The organism is Chryseobacterium sp. PvR013 (genome assembly GCF_017833095.1).
Classification (GTDB): domain Bacteria; phylum Bacteroidota; class Bacteroidia; order Flavobacteriales; family Weeksellaceae; genus Chryseobacterium; species Chryseobacterium culicis_A.
This window is the reverse complement of the sequence record NZ_JAFIBT010000001.1, coordinates 1,739,022-1,757,633: the sequence shown is the minus strand read 5'-3', so window position 1 is coordinate 1,757,633 and position 18,612 is coordinate 1,739,022. Positions and strand designations below refer to the sequence as shown.

General features: G+C 34.6%; 11 protein-coding genes and 1 CRISPR repeat array. Of the genes, 7 read left to right on the top strand and 4 right to left on the bottom strand.

Going from position 1 to position 18,612, the window contains the following annotated elements; all coding sequences use genetic code 11:
* A complete protein-coding gene (gene cas1 / locus JOE44_RS07765) occupies positions 1–894 on the top strand; it encodes a type II CRISPR-associated endonuclease Cas1 (protein WP_209785083.1) in 894 nt (297 codons plus the stop codon).
* Positions 891–1,229, top strand: coding sequence for a CRISPR-associated endonuclease Cas2 (gene cas2, locus JOE44_RS07760; protein ID WP_209785082.1), 339 nt, complete (start codon positions 891–893; stop codon positions 1,227–1,229). The genes cas1 and cas2 overlap by 4 nt, the downstream gene beginning before the upstream one ends.
* A 57-nt stretch (positions 1,230–1,286) precedes the next feature.
* Positions 1,287–2,179: a CRISPR direct-repeat array (repeat unit 47 nt; unit sequence GCTGTGACTAATCACGAAGGTAATAATTTTTGAAAGCAATTCACAAC).
* A gap of 544 nt (positions 2,180–2,723) precedes the next feature.
* Here the strand turns inward: cas2 and JOE44_RS07755 are convergent.
* Positions 2,724–3,035 carry a hypothetical protein gene (locus JOE44_RS07755; RefSeq protein WP_209785081.1) on the bottom strand — a complete coding sequence of 104 codons (312 nt, stop codon included), beginning with the start codon at positions 3,033–3,035 and terminating at the stop codon, positions 2,724–2,726.
* A gap of 40 nt (positions 3,036–3,075) precedes the next feature.
* A complete protein-coding gene (locus JOE44_RS07750; protein WP_209785080.1) occupies positions 3,076–3,759 on the bottom strand; it encodes a nucleotidyl transferase AbiEii/AbiGii toxin family protein in 684 nt (227 codons plus the stop codon).
* A gap of 988 nt (positions 3,760–4,747) precedes the next feature.
* Between JOE44_RS07750 and JOE44_RS07745 the strand changes: the two genes are divergently transcribed.
* Positions 4,748–5,407 carry a DUF937 domain-containing protein gene (locus JOE44_RS07745; RefSeq protein ID WP_209785079.1) on the top strand — a complete coding sequence of 220 codons (660 nt, stop codon included), beginning with the start codon at positions 4,748–4,750 and terminating at the stop codon, positions 5,405–5,407.
* Positions 5,408–5,539: 132 nt separating this feature from the next.
* On the opposite strand, the gene dnaE is transcribed toward JOE44_RS07745, so the two are convergent.
* The gene (gene dnaE / locus JOE44_RS07740; RefSeq protein WP_209785078.1) at positions 5,540–8,593 is read right to left on the bottom strand and encodes a DNA polymerase III subunit alpha; all 3,054 of its coding nucleotides are present in this window, start codon (positions 8,591–8,593) and stop codon (positions 5,540–5,542) included.
* A 7-nt stretch (positions 8,594–8,600) separates the two neighbouring features.
* Positions 8,601–9,743 (bottom strand): DNA polymerase IV, encoded by a 1,143-nt coding sequence (gene dinB / locus JOE44_RS07735; RefSeq protein ID WP_209785077.1) that lies wholly within the window; start codon positions 9,741–9,743, stop codon positions 8,601–8,603.
* Between the two features lie 342 nt (positions 9,744–10,085).
* On the opposite strand from dinB, the gene JOE44_RS07730 reads away from it, so the two are divergent.
* The 4 genes from JOE44_RS07730 (at position 10,086) to JOE44_RS07715 (ending at position 17,818) form a co-directional block, all read left to right on the top strand.
* Complete coding sequence (locus JOE44_RS07730; protein WP_209785076.1) at positions 10,086–11,375, top strand: FISUMP domain-containing protein; 1,290 nt, start codon at positions 10,086–10,088, stop codon at positions 11,373–11,375.
* A 1,092-nt stretch (positions 11,376–12,467) separates the two neighbouring features.
* Positions 12,468–13,343, top strand: a complete 876-nt coding sequence (locus JOE44_RS07725; RefSeq protein ID WP_209785075.1) for an FISUMP domain-containing protein — start codon at positions 12,468–12,470, stop codon at positions 13,341–13,343.
* 508 nt (positions 13,344–13,851) lie between these two features.
* Positions 13,852–16,437: a T9SS-dependent M36 family metallopeptidase gene (locus JOE44_RS07720; RefSeq protein ID WP_209785074.1), complete on the top strand. Its 2,586-nt coding sequence runs from the start codon at positions 13,852–13,854 to the stop codon at positions 16,435–16,437.
* Between the two features lie 709 nt (positions 16,438–17,146).
* Positions 17,147–17,818 (top strand): porin family protein, encoded by a 672-nt coding sequence (locus tag JOE44_RS07715; protein WP_209785073.1) that lies wholly within the window; start codon positions 17,147–17,149, stop codon positions 17,816–17,818.
* Positions 17,819–18,612: the final 794 nt, after the last annotated feature.

Here is an 18,612-nt window from a genome sequence, read left to right as displayed (position 1 = left end):
ATGATTACCAGATCAATCTACATCGGTAATCCCGCTTATCTCAAGCTGAAAGATGAGCAGATGAAAATTCTCTGTCCAGAAACCAAAACGGAAAAGGGGAGTGTTCCTGTGGAAGATTTGGGCTTACTGATGTTGGATCATTATCAGATTACTATTTCCCATAATCTCATTCAGAAAATGATGGGAAATAACGTGGTGGTCATCAGTTGTGATGCTCATCATTTGCCCCATGGAATAATGCTTCCACTGTATGGTCATACTGAACATTCCGACAGGGTAAAAGATCAGTTGGAAGCAAGTGAACCATTGAAAAAACAGCTTTGGAAGCAAACCGTGGAATGCAAAATTGAAAATCAGAAAAATGTTCTGATGAAATTGGAAAACTATTATGAACCAATGGTTGAATACCACAGAAATGTAAAGTCTGGGGATTTAACCAATATGGAAGGTATTGCAGCTCAGCATTACTGGAAATATCTGATCAGCCTTGATTTTTTGAGACAGCGTTTCGGAGAATCACCCAATCAGTTCTTTAATTTCGGATATGCAGTTCTCAGAAGTATTGTCGCCAGGGCTATTGTTGAAACAGGATTATTGCCCGTATTGGGAATTTTTCATAAAAATAAATATAATCCTTACTGTCTTGCCGATGATCTGATGGAACCTTATCGTCCGTTTATTGATTTGCTAGTAATGCAGTGGCTGGAAATTCATTCTGATGCAGAAGAACTGACAAAAGAATTTAAGGCTCATATTCTGCAGATTGCAACCAAAGATGTGCGTATTGATGATAAAACAAGACCCTTACTGGTTGCTGTAAAAATGACGGCTTCGTCGCTTTACAAATGCTATACAGGAGAAAAAAGATTGATTTCTTATCCAGAACTGTTATGAATGCCGAAAGGTTTAACGCATATCGGATTATGTGGATTTTAGTATTATATGATCTCCCGACTGAGACCAATGCGAATATGAAAGATGCTAACCGCTTTCGGAAGGCACTCATTGATGATGGTTTCACTTTGTTTCAGTTCTCAATGTATGTACGCCATTGTCCGAGCCGGGAAAATGCTGAGGTTCATATTAAAAGAGTTAAGTTTATGCTTCCAAAAGCCGGGAAAGTTGCCATTATGTGTATCACGGACAAACAATTTGGAGATATTGAAATCTTCTTTGCCAGGAATAAAGAAGAGCCATCTCCAACCTTTCAGCAGCTTGAATTATTCTAAATTTTAAATTCTAAATATAAAAATAATCTACTGGTTTTCAGTAGATTATTTTTTGAGGCTGTGACTAATCACGAAGGTAATAATTTTTGAAAGCAATTCACAACGGGTAAAATAAAAGGATTGTCTGCTGAAAAGCTGTGACTAATCACGAAGGTAATAATTTTTGAAAGCAATTCACAACAGAAAATGCTTACAGGATTCATGACGAAATGCTGTGACTAATCACGAAGGTAATAATTTTTGAAAGCAATTCACAACGAGACTGATAAGAGATTCAGAGGAGGACTCGCTGTGACTAATCACGAAGGTAATAATTTTTGAAAGCAATTCACAACAAGACTGTTGGTGCAAACAACTTTATGGTTGCTGTGACTAATCACGAAGGTAATAATTTTTGAAAGCAATTCACAACTAGATCTCAAACTGGAACTCCGGAACATGGCTGTGACTAATCACGAAGGTAATAATTTTTGAAAGCAATTCACAACCCTTTATTGATTGTAGTTGCTTGATGATACGCTGTGACTAATCACGAAGGTAATAATTTTTGAAAGCAATTCACAACATAGAAGATTCTTAATCATAATAAAAGTAAGCTGTGACTAATCACGAAGGTAATAATTTTTGAAAGCAATTCACAACTCAGATTTAATTGATGTTGTTTTAACTGATGCTGTGACTAATCACGAAGGTAATAATTTTTGAAAGCAATTCACAACGAGTTGACTCTTCTCTTTCGTTTTGGCACGGCTGTGACTAATCACGAAGGTAATAATTTTTGAAAGCAATTCACAACCCATCCGTTATTGTCTTCTATTCCTGATAAGCTGTGACTAATCACGAAGGTAATAATTTTTGAAAGCAATTCACAACGCTGGTACTGGCTTCTCTTCGCTTTCGGCAGCTGTGACTAATCACGAAGGTAATAATTTTTGAAAGCAATTCACAACAAGTGATCAGAGCAGCCTTTACATTGGTATGCTGTGATTAATCACTAAGATAATAAATTTTGAAGGCAATTCACAACATATAAGATAACAATTTAATTATAGAGTTTTTAAGAAGTTCGCCTCTTAGTTGAACACATTAAATTGGATATATAAATAGCTGCATTTTATGCCATACTCAAGCACTACTAAAAATCATACAAGTGGTATTACAAATAAATTTCTTAAAAATCAATTTTCCACAATTACCTAAAGAAGTAAAGAGTGTATTCGCAATTTTTGAAAGTCGTTCCTCCTAACGAATTTTCAAATCCATTCTGCGAGGCTTTTCCATAATTATAATTAACTAGTATTCTATCATTTCCAATGCAATTATTTAAAATGAAAAGAGTCCGTCTAAAAGCGGACCCTTACATTTTTTATCAAAAAGGAAAAGAAGTTAATTTAACCAACCAATACCTAGTACTTTTCAATTTTTATTTTGAGAATTAATTTCTCAACAATATTGTAGGAGTTAAAGTTTTAGCACAAAATCAATAGTATGTAACTAAATCCAATGATAAGTTTTATTTTTTCGGTTTAGATAGCAGTGCATCTCTTCTTTTTTCATTTCTGGAAAAAATTCTACAGCTCTATTAATTGCATAATTAGGCAAAAAATGAATTTCATCTCTAATTGTATTGACAACTTTTTCACGACTGTAGTATTTTATAATTTCATCGATCTCATTTTGCCCACCCCTCTCAAGAATTCGAGAAATAATAGGGATATATGCTTTCTCCCAATCAAGTTTTCTAAAATTGGTATCCCAAAAGTATTTTGGATGTATTTTTGGCAAGAATTTTCTCTTTAATCCCATACTTTAAATATAGTGATTTTATCTCGTTACGACAACAAAATCACCTTCTAAATCCCTTTCCTTTGCTTTTTAGAACAACTTTTCTTTCAGCTGAATTTCCAAATTTCACATTAGGATTTAGTACAGCTTCCTTAAGTCTTTCCTGAATTGTTTTCCATCTGTGCTCTTTTCCGTGAACCATTGAAACATCATATTCTTTTCTAATCCCATCAAAATAAACTAATGAGTGCGCTGCCAAATTTGAATTTCCGTTGTATTTCGCTTGGTAGCTATTTAAATATGACTGTAAAGGTTTTTCTTCAAGAAGAAAATACATATCTACGAAATCCTTTAATCTTTCTCCACTTTGAAATATTGCGTGAAGTTTCATAGCACCAATGTCGTCATTAGAAATCATTCTAACATTTTCTGAAATTTTATCCATCGCTATAACAGGATATTTGTGAGTTAAAAGATCAACTTTTATATCTTCAATATAGGTCATAACAGTATTTTTAAAAACTATCTCATTTGTAGCATTATATTTTTTTTGTAAGTGTTTGATTAAAGCGTTTGAATCGAAGTCCTTTGTGGTAAACAAATCAATATCTATAGATAATCTGTGCCCTAATTTTAAGGCTAAAGCGGTACCGCCTACCAGGGCGAAATCTTTTAGCATTTCATCTTTCATCAGTCTTTGTAAGAGTTCCCACATCTCCTTACTGACAGTTTCTTTATGTAGCATATTTCATTTTTCAGGAAAGTAAATCTGAAAATGAGGTACGTTTCTACAATGGCGTTGTGAGGAACTATTTGGCTTTGATTGTTAATGAAAGTCTAAATAAGAAAGTCTTTTATTGAGGGAGATATTAATAATTGGACTTACAAATTTTTCTGTTGGTAGTTGCTTTAGGTATATACCAATTTTAAGAAGTTTATTTTTTAGCAGGACACCCTAAAAATATAAAAAGAAGCCATCTTCATTTTGTGTTTTTTAAACTATTAATCAAAACCAAGCCTGCTTTATAAAAAGTTATGTTTCTAAAATTATGTTTTAGGAATGGATTTATTGCTTATTAAAATGCGTGCGATTTTACAACTACACGGAGAAGTTAGGAGCTCATTTGCAACTTTGAAAGTCCTTATGTCCTAACAAAGTTGCTGCTTCGCTCTGCGAGGATTTTTTTACTGGAATTGTTAGTACAATTAATGTTAAATCTTGTAAGTAAATTCAGGACAAGACATACCAAAATGTAAATTAAAAATTTAGGCTGGATTTTATTAACTGAGCTTATGTAATATATTTATTGTAGTAATAAAATCACAATATGTTAGATTTAATACTACAATTTGTTTGTAAGGTGTTCAGTGAAATGTGGTTATATTTGTTTATGATCTTTAAAATACGTAATTCATGAAAAAAATGTATTTATTGCCAATTTCCCTCACTGGTACGTTAACTTTTCATTGAAACAAAGTCAAAATAGATTTTAAGACATTAAATATTTTTACAAGTCACTGTTGCTCCAAATGCCGAGCTAATAGCTCAGGCATCAAAAACCTAAAATATAGGGATTATTAAATAAAAAAGGATAGAACTCCTGATAAACGTTACAGTGGAGATAAATAAAGTAATGTGACTACACCCAATACAGGCTCAAACTGTTAAGACACTCCTGAAGAACAGCGTATTTTTAATAATTTCAATATACTAATACCTAAATAGATATACAATGAGTTTAATTGATTTAATTACAGGAAACACAGGCAATCAGGTAGCTGAACAAGCCGGAAATAAATTCGGGATCAGCAAAAACCAAGTGATTGCCTTGTTAGCGGTAGCAACTCCTCTCATTATTTCTCATCTTAGAAATAAATCCAAGGATGCTAAAGAAGCAGAAGCTTTAAACAACGCTTTAGACAAAGATCATACTGGAAGTATATTAAATGATGCATCTCAGGCTGAAACAAGACAGGCTGAAGGTGGATCTATTCTTGATCATATCTTTGGCAGACAAAGAAGTGATGTTGAAAACCAATTGTCACAAAACACAGGAATTTCAGCAGATAAGATAGGTCCTGCCCTTGGAATGCTTGCTCCTGTGGTCATGGGGTATATAGGTCAGCAAAAACAGCAAAATAATGTAGGTGCAAGCGGTCTCGGAGATCTGTTAGGAGGAATCCTTGGAAATGCATCAAATCAGGCTCAGGATCAAGAATCTCATCCTATCAATGATATTCTTAGAAATGTTATGGGAGGTAGCACTCAATCCTCGGGAAATCCCTTAACTGATATACTGGGAAGTGTGTTGGGTGGTGGTGGAAGTGGAAACGGGCAGCAAGGCGGTAGTGGTTTAGGCGGCTTCCTGGGTAATATATTTGGAGGTAAATAACTGATTTATTTAATTTTTTTGATAAATAAACTCTTAATTTAATTGCTAAGAGTGATCAAGTCAGATTGTTAATAGGATAAAGTACAGTAATTGCACTCATCTGAGAATCAATAATCCAGTACCAAAATCCTATTATTGCATTTTTTGTCTTGGCAATCTTATTTCATGTTCCTGAGGATAAGGCCTTCGCCATGTCATACTAATATCTTCATGTAGATTACACTGGGCTTCCAATGATTTTTCTTTATCCATAGAATATCTGGGATCTGGAATAAAAGGCATTTTGGCCATTTTATGAATAGTAACAGTAGGAAAGTGAAAATCTACTTCTACCGTTCCTAATAAGAGATAGCAGCCCCCTCCCTGAAAAGGATATTCTTCAAGACAGCTGGGAAAATGAGCGGTATCAAAGTATTCTCCTTCCGCATCAATCCAGGTACCAAAGTACATCGTCCCTTTTTTGGTGGGAACATGCTTTCTTGAAATAAGATAAGCAAGCATTTTAACCTGTTTTTTATGATATTGGGTAAGGTCTTTAGCCATTACATTACCTCTGTATCTGATTTGTAACAAATCAAAAGGGCTGAATGAAATGGGAAAACCTAATATTTCTATTTCATCAAATGCATCTTCAAATGGGTTTCTTTCAATTTTCGGAAGCTGATAATCTTTCTGAGGTTCATTAAGTAAAGTTGGATGCCTGAAGGTAATCTTATTATTTCCCAAAAGAAATCTTGATTCAATCAGCAGTTCATGTTTCTGTTTGCTAGTAAAACTGAATGCTCCAATAAAGATTAGAATTTGCAGTGCTTCTATACCAATAGGAATCCTCTTTACAAAGTTTTCCAGGGAGGTATAATTTCCATTTTGATTTCTTTCTTCAGGAATCAGCTGTGCTAATGATGTTTCCAATCGTTCAATATGCATCAGCCCTAAATAAACATCAGTGCTATAAACCGTTGTCTGGTATTCACTTAAATTGACACACGGATTATGAATAGAAGCTCCTGACATCCGGGCTTCATGAATATATACTTCAGTTCTGTAGAACCCGCCACCATTATTGATAGCGGAAACCATAAATTCAATAGGGTAGTAAACCTTTAGATATAAACTCTGATAGCTTTCCACGGCATAGGATGCGGAGTGAGCTTTGCAAAAGGAATATCCTGCAAAAGATTCGATCTGCCGGTATACCTCCATAGATAACTGCTCAGAATGCCCTAGTTTTTTACAGGATTCAAAGAAATTATCTTTTACCCTCTGTAAGGCAGATAAAGACCGGCCCTTACCACTCATCGCCCTCCTTAGCACATCACCATCAGGAGCTGATAACCCACCGAAGTGAAGCGCAATTTTAATAACATCCTCCTGATATACCATAATGCCATAAGTTTCTCCTAATTCTTTTTCAAAAACCTCATGAAAGTACTCAAATTTTGTAGGATTGTTATGTCTGAAAATATATTCCCGCATCATTCCGCTTTGGGCCACTCCGGGCCGGATAATGGATGAGGCAGCAACCAACACTTTGTAATTGTCACACTTCAGTCTTCTCAGTAATCCCCGCATGGCAGGGGACTCAATATAAAAGCAGCCGATGGTTTTTCCTGAACTTAAATATTCATTGCATCTGGCTTCATCTTTTGATATAGAAGTCTCCTGGATGTCTATATCAATTCCTCTTTTTTCTTTAACCAGCTTTACAGTGTCATTGATAGTACCTAAACCTCTCTGTGAGAGAATGTCAAATTTTTCCAGCCCAATATCCTCAGCAGTATACATATCAAACTGAACAATCGGAAAGCCTTTGGGGGGCATTTCCAAAGCGGAATAATTGGTAATGGGCTCTTCTGAGATCAGAATTCCACAGGAATGCATGCTTCTCTGGTTAGGAAACTTTTCTAAAAGTTTTCCATAGTAATGAACCTGTTTGGATATTGAGTTATTATCATGTTCTTGTACTGGTTTTGTTGCCAGTGTATCCAACTCATCTTTTGGAAGTCCGAATACTTTTCCTATTTCCCGGAAAATAGATCGGTATTTGAATTCGACATTGGTCCCACAGAAAGCAACATGGTCTTTACCATATTTGTTGAAAATATATTCCAGGATAATATCTCTGGTATGCCAACTCCAGTCAATGTCAAAATCAGGAGGGGTTTTACGGTTGAGGTTTAAAAATCTCTCAAAATACAGATCCAGTTCCAGAGGACATATATCAGTTATTCCAATGCAATAGCTGACAATGGAATTGGCACCGCTTCCTCTTCCTACATGCATAAATCCCATACGATTGCTGTATTGGATGATATCCCAGGTAATCAGAAAATAGGCACAGAAATTAAGCTGGTCAATAACTCCCAATTCTTTATCTACTCTTGCTTTTGCCTGTAAGTTATTATTGGAATATCTTTTTGAAAGTCCCTGATAAGCTAACTTTTTTAAAAGTTTAAAATCATTTTCTTTGCTTTCTGTGAAATACTTTTTGTTTTTAGGCGTTGAAAAATCAAAATCAAAACTGCAGGCATTGACAATGTATTTTGTATTCTCAATGATTTGAGGTTCATGTTGAAATTGAGCCAGAAGTTTTTTTTTGCAGGCAAACATTTCATGGGCTTTACAGTAATCATGCTCTGTAAGTTTGCTGATTAATGTATTGTGATCAATTGCTCTTAATATTTTATGGAGCTCATATTCTTCAGGTGTGGTAAAGGTAACCGGATGGAGTATAACCATTTTATGGATCAGCAGTTTCAATTCCGGCTGAATCAAAAAGTTTAACTGATCTTGTCTGATGCCTATAAATTCATGATTAGATAACTTTTCAGGAATATTCTCCAATGGATATATGACAATAGTATCTTTAAAAACAGGATTTATTTTGGGGATTTCAGTGCTATCACAGTTATAAGCCGTTAAAAGTCTGTTGATTTCTCCAATACTCTGTTGATTTTTGGTCAGACAGATATAGTACAGTTCATCCTGAACCCGTATTTCAACTCCAACGATCGGTTTGATATGATGATCCTGGCAGAGTTTGTAGAAATCATAAATTCCTGTAATGGTATTGATATCAGTAAGAGCCAGGGTTTTTATATTAAAGTTGACAGCCTGCTTTACCAAATCTTGAATAGAAATGGTACCGTAACGTAGACTATGATAGGAATGGCAGTTCAGAAACATATTGTAATTATTTTAATAAACCGGAAGCTCTTCCAACACTTGAGGCCCCAAACCTATCTTTGATCTTATCCATCGTCTGATACAGTGAGATCAGTTCTTCTGTATCTTCAAAAAGATCCATTTGATGACATCCGTGAACCAGTCCTGTAAATTTGACTCCGACCAGCCTTATTCTCATACGTCTGGTATACACTTTTTTGAATAGTTCTAAAACATACTTGAGCAGTGTGTGGTCAGCCGAGGTGTAAGGAATCCTGCATTGTTTGGTTTCTGTATCAAAATTGGAGTACCGGAGTTTTACAACCACTACTGATACCAGCCATTTTTCTGCTCTGAGCTGATAGCAAAGCTTTTCAACCATTCCGGACAAAATACTTTTGATGCCTTGAATATCTATAGTGTCCTGTGCAAAAGTATCTTCTGTAGAGATGGACTTTCGTTCTGAGTAAGAAATAACAGGAGTTTCATCAATTCCATGTGCTTTTTTCCAGAGCTCATTCCCATTTTTGCCAATCAATTGCTGTAGTACTTCAGCGGGCATTTCAGAAAGGGTTTGAATTGTTCTTATGCCCAACCTTGAAAGCAACTGAAAGGTAACATCTCCCACCATTGGAATTTTTTTAACTGATAGCGGATTCAGAAATGGCCGAATATCAGGTTGCTTTACTTCGAATCTTCCGGATGGTTTGGATTCTCCTGTCCCAATTTTGGATACAGTTTTATTGGTAGACAAAGCAAAGCTTATGGGCAGCCCTGTATTTTTCCGTATAGTTTCAGCTATGTCAACTGTCCACTGATAGCATCCGAAAAATTTATCCATTCCAGAGAGATCAAGATAAAATTCATCAATGCTTGCCTTTTCCAGAACAGGTACTTTTCCCTGTATAATTTCCGTTACCATATGAGACATATTGGAATACATTTCCATATCTCCTTTAATTACTATTGCTTCGGGGCAAAGCCGTAAAGCCATTTTAATGGGCATAGCACTTCTAACTCCGAAAAAACGGGTTTCATAAGAGCAGGAGGCTACTACACCGCGGTCTCCACCTCCGATGATCACAGGCTTTTTCTCCAGTTCGGAATTTTTCAGCCTTTCACAGGAAACAAAGAACGTATCCAGATCCATATGTACAATTGCCCTTTCCATATTGCAAAATTAGATAAATTTTGTATCATTTATTACAAGTTATTAGATATAATTTGTATCATTTTTTAAATTCCAGGTTTAATGGCCTTTTACAATTATTATACTCCTACTACAAGTTGTCGTAATTATCATACAAGCCATGCGATATAAAACTACATGATCTCCAATCCCTTTATTAGTGTGGTATTTTAAATTTGTAGCCATCCTTCAGCTTGAAATTTCAATCGTAATGAAGCAGAAACATGGATGCTGTAAAATCTAAAAATGACTTCAAAATGACATATTTTGAAATTACAGGACCTTTTCGGAAATTAAATTAAAAAAATTAAAATATTTAGGTAAATGAGGAAAAGATATTTATTATCGATTTGTTTGATGAGTGTTTTGTCTTATGGACAGGTGGGAATTAACAATAAAGTTCCCAGATCTACTTTAGATGTAACAGAAAAAACAATAGACGGGAGTCATGCAGAAGGCTTAATGATTCCACGTGAAACAGGGAATGCCCTTAAATTGGCCGATAGTGCCGGAGTATATGGATCGGATCAAGATGCTACATTGATTTTTGTAACTAAAGAAGCAGATTTATCAAAACGTACTGGACAGGTTGAAAAAGTAGATTCACGTGGGTTTTATTTTTTTGATGCAGGAATTAACCGTTGGGTGAAAATTGTGTCGAGCAGCAATACCAATATAGGTCAAATCACACAGTTGCTGTGTTCATCTTCAGCCCATTCAGGAGTTTTGACTTCCGGAACTCCTGCTTCAGGAGTTACAACCCAGATACCTTATAATGGAGGTAATGGAGGTTCGTATAGCAGTTTGAGTTTACCTTCCATCGGAGTAACAGGACTTACTGCCATACTTACTGCAGATTCATTTCAAAACGGAAGCGGTACCCTTAATTTTAGTATTACGGGAACTCCTGCAGCATCAGGGACGGCTACTTTTAATATTAGTCTAGGCGGACAGACCTGCAGCTTTAGCCGTACTGTGAAGGCAGGCAGCTCTTTTGCTGATGATATTGAGGTGATTATTGACGGAAAGATCCGTAGGATGAAAGCGCATAATGTAGGAGCTGATACATCAGAAAATCCCGATATTCCTGGTCAGTCTATTATAGGTGATTATTTTCAATGGGGCAGGAAAGACCCTGTAGCAACAGCTTATACTTCCTCTTCTGCCATTTCAGGTTACAACACGACCAATGCTGCTAACAAATCCTGGAATAAAGGCAGTGAGTCGATACCTCAAAAAAATACCCTGAATGATCCCTGTCCTAGCGGATACAGGGTTCCTACAAGAGCGGAATGGCAGGGATTTATTACTGCCAGTACAACAACCAATATAGGAACATGGGCCTTAAGCGCTACTGATGGTGCTTCCAATTTCAGTGTTGCCAAGGTATTTAAGAATAACGGAAATACGATTACTTTCCCTGGCGGCGGAAATCGTTTCTATGCTACGGGAGCATTGGGTTATCGTGGTAATAATGGAAATTACTGGAGCAGCACAGAGAATGAAGTACTTAACACAGATGCCTATTTTATGTCATTCTTTAAGGATATTGCTCCTGCCAACTATTCACTTAGTCGTCCTTATGGTTTTTCTGTACGCTGTATCTCAGAGTAAATAATAAATAAGGAAAAATGGACTTTGATAAGCCATTAAAATACTGTAAGTAAAATTATGAATATTGTTATTAGGGCTGCTCTATGAGCAGCCTTATTTATAATTTACCATTATATATATAAAGAGCTATGTCAAATCAATTCAAATCAAGCAGCACTTTAATTTCTATGGCTACACAATATTTTTTAATAGATGGGAAAATGAAGGTGAAAATGGTGGATCTATTTAAACTTGATAGATGATGGATTTTGATCAAAATATTTATAAAAATTTTACATACCCTAATCCTTTTTATTCTTATGCCTAGCGGTTTTATATCCTGGTTTTTATTTGTAGTTTAAAAACGATAATTTCTTAGATCAAATACGATAGTGATGTAGTGGATATAATGTATTATGTTCTGTATTTTTATAAAGTATCTTCATTTATGGTTTACATTATTTAAGATACTAGTATTATATAGGTGAAAAAATAAGCTTAGGCTGTTGAAGTGGTTGATGGTGTAAGTATCTTAATATCAGTGTAATAACATTGGTTATTGTATGGTTTTCTTGTGAATAAAGAAAATCATTCCTTAGAATTATTTCGAATGGTAAATATCATCAGTTATCAAGGAGATAAATTACAAAATTAACATTCGAATTTTTGATTTTAATTATCTTCAGATTAACTAGTTTACATACCTTATTATTTATAGAAAAATGTATTAATAGATCCAAATAAAACTAATCATCAAATATTTAACACATGAGAAAAATGTATTTAGTACCAATGTTTTTTCTTGGTAGCTTATTTTATGGACAAGTTTATACTGATACTTCAGAAGGTATTATAATACCTCGTCTAGCGGGTAACATACTTAAAACGGCTGAAGCAAATGGTATTTATTCTAATGCTAAGAATGCCATTCTGGTATATGTTACAGCTCCTCCTGATCCTGATAAACTTACTGGCCAGGTAGAAGGAATAGATGATAAAGGTTTCTACTATTTCGATGCAGCTAGTAATCGATGGATCAAAATTATCTCTACTGATAACACCATAACAGTCTTATCACAGTTGTTATGTTCTTCTTCTTCTAATGTTGGACTCTTGGAAACAGCACGGCCTGCTTCTGGGGTAAGTGTAATTTTACCCTATAGCGGTGGAAATGGAGGCGCGTATTCTGCTTTAAGTATTCCTTCTACTGGTGTTACAAATCTTACTGCAAATCTCTCCCCTGGAAACCTTAGTATTGGTGGTGGCTTTTTAATATTTAACATCAAAGGAACACCTCCTACAACCGGAACGGCTACGTTTAATATTAATCTGGCGGGTAAAACCTGCAGCTTCAGCCTTCCTGTACAACCTCGGACTAGATTTGATGATATAGTAAATGTCTCGATTAATGGTCAGATCCGCCAAATGATGTCCCGAAATCTAGGCGCTAATCCTATCCTGGACCCTGATTTGCCTACACAAGCTATTATGGGGGATTATTATCAATGGGGTAGAAAGGATGCAGTGGCTACATCTTATACGTCTGCTGAAGCTATTTCAGGATGGAATAAAGAAAAAGCACCTGATAAAGCATGGAACAATGGTACAGAAACTGAGCCAATAAAAACGGAGAATGATCCTTGTCCACCAGGCTTCCGTATTCCTACACGACATGAATGGGTGGGATTTAAAGCGAGCAGTACTGCTAGTCAGATTGGAACTTGGACTACATCATCTACAGATGGAGCCAACAATTTTACTGCTGCCATGGTATTCTCCAACAATGGAAACACCTTAACTCTACCTACTACAGGATACCGATTCTATAATACAGGAGCATTAACAAATCGAGCTTATAACGGCAATTATTGGAGTAGTACGGAGTACGCCAATTCAAACGCGTACAATTTTTCCTTTAGCAGTACAATTAATCCAGAGAACAACGGAAACCGTGCAAATGGCGTGTCGGTACGCTGTATTTCAGAGTAAAATATTATAATATATTGCTTTTTAAATAACTTCTAGAAACCAATGCAGCAAATATTATTTATTGTATTTTCTAAGTTTGTTATGCCTGTTAGTTATTCTCGCTTTTTTTCAATAGTAAACTAGATGTACTCATTATTTAATATGTGATTCAAATAGTTTTAATTTTATGCTATAGTCTATATAAAACTATATTGTTTTTCTGGGAGGAAAAATATAATTACTTTATGTTTGTAATGTACAATCAAGAGATTATTTAAGATATCATTCATTATTAGATTATCTCAGAAATCCGTGTAACACGAATTAACTGTACTATTCAATCAGTGTCCCCCTATGGTAATATACTGATGTATTAGCAAGAAAAATTATTTAACATAGAAGCTAATTTATGTTAGATTAATTATAATATCCAATACAACAAAAATCATTTTTGATACTGTTGTTTTATTCTATTATCACTAATGAGAGAGATATAATATTTTTTCTCCTCTTGCAAATACAGTACAATATGAAAAAGCAAAAATTACCTCTGCTGCTATACGCAGTTTTATTATTTCTGTCAAATGATTTGTTTTCTCAGAATAATGAAGATCTGATAAAAAGCTATATTTCAAGAAATAAACTTAAAGAGTTTAGAAAGATTGACCTCACCAACTTCACTATTGAGAATATTGACCGATCAGAGTCCTTAAATGGAAGTATTGTTAAATTCCAGCAAGTTTATAATGGAATTCCTGTATATAGATCTGGTGGAACGGCTTTCATAAGAGACAATAATATACTTTATTATACTGATAACTTTATTAAAGACTATCAAGGAATTGTCTCTGAACACCGAAAAATTACTGACAAAAAATTTATTTTACAAACATTAGCTGATTTCTTTAAGAAACCAGAAATCAGAAATTATGCCCTGTTTGGTTTTTATGATTCCAGTTCTGGTAGTAGTAATATAGTAAGAGAAAGGCAGGTGTATGCAATACATAATGATGTTCTTATCGTTTGTCATGAAATATTAATTTCTGAGCCAGAAACTTCTAATTACTGGAATATATTAATGGATGCAGATAGCGGTAATATCATTAGTAAGGTCAATTTGGCATCCTATTGTAATTTCACCACAAATACATATTCCCATGATTTTGCAAACCGTAAAAATAACTCTTCTATTTTTATTGGCACACAATATCAGCCGTCCAGTTTATTATGGACCTCAGATCATGCTTCTTATAACGTATTTAAATTACCTGTAGAGGCACCTACTTTTGGTAACAGAATGTTGGTCAATGATCCCTGGATTCCTACTGCCTCGCCAGAAGGATGGCATTCCGATGGTACCAATCATTATACGATTACTAGAGGAAACAATGTGTATGCTTATATTCGTAATGAAATTGCTGACTATTCGCCAGATGGAGGAACTTTAAGAACTTTTGACTATCCATTTAATATAGATGGGACTTCTTTGTATAATCGTGATGCTGCCATTACTAACTTATTTTATATCAATAATAAAGTTCATGATATTTTTTACCAGCTTGGTTTTACGGAGTCAGCAAGGAATTTTCAGCAAAATAATTTTAATAATGGAGGAATTGGAAATGACTATGTATTGGCAGAAGCACAAAATGATCAAGGTACGAACAATGCTGTTTTTTTTCCTACTCCTGAAGGGATTAACCCCACTATGAAAATGTTTTTATGGTCTCCTATTAAAAGGTTATATTATAATACACCTCCTCAGGCAACAACAAGGAAGCCGATAGCCAAAGCTGCCTCTTTTGGATCTGTTTTAAATAGTACAGGAGTTACCGAGGATGTTCAGTTAGTTACTGGAGCTTCCAATGCTTGCACAGTATTATCTGCCGGTTCACTTACCAATAAAATTGCATTGGTAAAAGGGTTAACGATGTCAGAACTTCAGCAAAATCCTCCCTGTACATTTACCACTAAAGTAAAAAATATACAAAATGCAGGTGCGAAAGGTGTCATAATATATGAAGATACCATGTTAGAGAATATGGCCCCTATAGGGAATGATAGTACAATAATAATACCCTCAGTATTAATAAGGAACTCTGAAGGAGAGTATATTAAAAATTTGTTGCAAGCCGGAACAACCGTCAATATAACTTTAAAAAGTGGTCCGGGAGACACTGCTCCGGATGGTAGCTTTGATAGTGGAATCATGATTCACGAATTTGGTCATGGAGTTTCAAACAGGTTAACTGGTTCGGGATATAATTGTTTAGAAACAATTGAAAGTCAGGAACAAATGGGAGAGGGATGGTCAGATTTTTTTGCTTTGATGCTAACCAATACACAGAACAGCAGTGAATCAATTCCACGAGGTTTAGGAACCTATATAATCGGAGAGCCAACTACAGGCAATGGAGGTCGTCTCTCCAGATATTCTCCAGATTTTGCCATTAATAATTATACTTATGGAGATACCAATGGCATGGCGGATGAACATTCCATAGGTTTTGTTTGGGCAACAATGCTTTGGGATCTTCATTGGAAATATGTAGAAAAATATGGATATTCAGCCGATCTTATAGCCAATACGACCAATGGTAGTACAAAAGTTATGCAGCTTGTCATAGATGCTCTCAAACTTCAGGCCTGCAATCCGACATTTATTGATGGAAGAGATGCAATTCTTGCTGCTGAACAGGCATCCACAGGTGGGATAGATAAGTGTATGATCTGGAAAGCTTTTGCTAAAAGAGGTTTAGGAGTCAACGCTTCTGCAGGAAGTAAAACAGATATTAATGATCAGACTGAGGATTTTACTGTTCCCTCTGTGTGTAATTCATTAGATTCAAAAGAAGTAAATATAAATAGTGCTGAAGTTACACTTTATCCTAATCCTGCTAAAAATGAATTCTTTATCAATTTTTCCGACCATATATTAGGAAAGATCGGTATTGAAATTTATGATATGTCAGGTAAATTGATCTATACTGAAAATAAAGTACCACCAGATACAAAGAAGGCGATATCTACAATGGGTTGGGAAAATGGTACTTATATGATTACTATAAAGGGATTGGGCATTGAGATTGTACTTAAGGTTGTAGTGAATAAGTAAATTATTGCGACAATTTATTGAAGTATTAAAAACAGGGGATCAGATGGCATTTGGTTTCCTGTTTATTATTTGGTTATCTGTTACGTACAACTTTAAAATGTTATTATGAAGTTAATTCTACAATAACCCCTTAAAATGTAATCTTTGAGGTGTTCCCTATAAGCAGGTAGTCGGTCAGTTTTATTTTAAATGAGAATTTATATCATTCCATAGCATTAGCTGTAGGCTTTGTTCCCTATTAAGAAGATTGACCTCTTTCAAACAAATTAACTATACATTTTGTATGTAAAATCAAAATTATGGTTGAGCTTTCCGACTGAGATACATGTTTTTTTGTTTTCACAGGTTGTAGTTTAATTAATGTTGGCACCTCTTGATTCAAGCGACTGAATTAATGCATTGAGTTTATAGTAGTGATAAAACTACTTGATATTAGTGATAATACTATTGATATTCAGTTATATATGAGGAAATATCTATTTACATTTGTCATGTCTCTTTAAAGAATTTTCTACATTATTGTTTCATACTGTAGATATTTATGTTTTTAATGATCCGGCATGGCCACACAATTGCCGGATCTCTTTTATATCATAGCAATAGTGCTAGTATTTCAGATTAAGATATAGTCTTACAATTATGTTGATTTATTATCTCTTAATATTGAAATGACAGTGAAAATTTTCAAAACAATATAAAACCACAGCACATGAAAAAACATTTATTATTCTCAACTTTGATTCTTTCTGGTTTGTCTTTTGCTCAAGTGCAATTGAAAAACACAAGGTTTGGCCTTACTGCAGGTGCGAACTATTCAAGGGTAGCCAATGCCCATAATCCCTCCGGTGCAAGATATACTTTTCAAGGAGGAGCTTTGGCAATGATACCGATGGGTAAAACTAATCAATTCTTTATCCAACCGGAAGTGTTATATTATGGGGCGGGAGAAACCGGGAAAGATAAAGATGCCAAAGGAAAAGATGGTTATGATGCGGTATATGCTAATAATTATCTAAGTGTACCTCTTTATTTCAAAGGATACTTTTCAGAATCCGAATCTGAATTCTTTGGATTAATAGGTCCTAGATTTAATTTTTTAGTCAATCAGAATGTAAAAAATACTCCTGTAGGAAGACCTTATTACAATCCTGATGTTACTGATCCAAAACAGCCTTCAGGTGTAAATGGTAAAGCTAAGAGTTTCAACTGGGGACTTGGACTAGGAGTAGGATATAGTTACAAGCGGCAAGTTGAATTGGCTTTAAGGTACGATTTAGGATTCTCAGATACATATCCAGGCCTTGTAAATGAAATTGGAGGTAATGATAGTAAAAAGTCAGAACAGGTGATAGCCTTAACTTTAAATTATATATTCAAATAGATAATTTTCAAAATATAGAAAATCCCGGAGAAAGAAGTTCTCCGGGATTTTTATGCAATATAAAATACCTGCGCTTAGATTTGTAGCAAAAATTTTACTTTCAATTATCTATAACGGACGAATTGTAAGATAGCTTTAAAAACAAAATGAGCTGTCTCATTTTTGAGACAGCTCCATCTGTAATTAAAATAAAACTTATGTATAAATACGTCAATTATAGGGAGTTAAAAAGCGCGGCAATGGGAATGATGATATGCATTGCCGCCACATAGTTAAAAAAAATAACTTAAAAAACACTTTAAAAAGGATATTAGATGGCGCGAACCATTCCGAATATATATGTTCGTTTATTAATTTCATGGTTATATAAATAATATAAATTTTAAACCGATTTATCAAAATTCATGTCGGTACACTGTGAATACATAAAGCATATGTTCTAGACTATGTACAGCAACCCGAATGTTGAGATAATTTTATCGAGATTTCTATCAATGTAATACTTAACTTACATTTCAATATTTCTTTGATCAGTTTGATCGGCTTCTCTGAAAGTGATCATATACAAAATTACATTCTTATCACTTAGGTAACTATAAACTAACAGTCGTATTATCACTATTTAAATGTAGTTTTTTCACTAGCACACAACGTTCTTTAGGGATCATACAAAAGCTTTCAAGGGGATGTCTTATAGATATTTTTCTTGATGTATTGCAATATAAAACTACACAGTATTGGTAATCAGTATGATATGAGTGTGTTAATTTTACACTTGAAAAAGAATACTTATT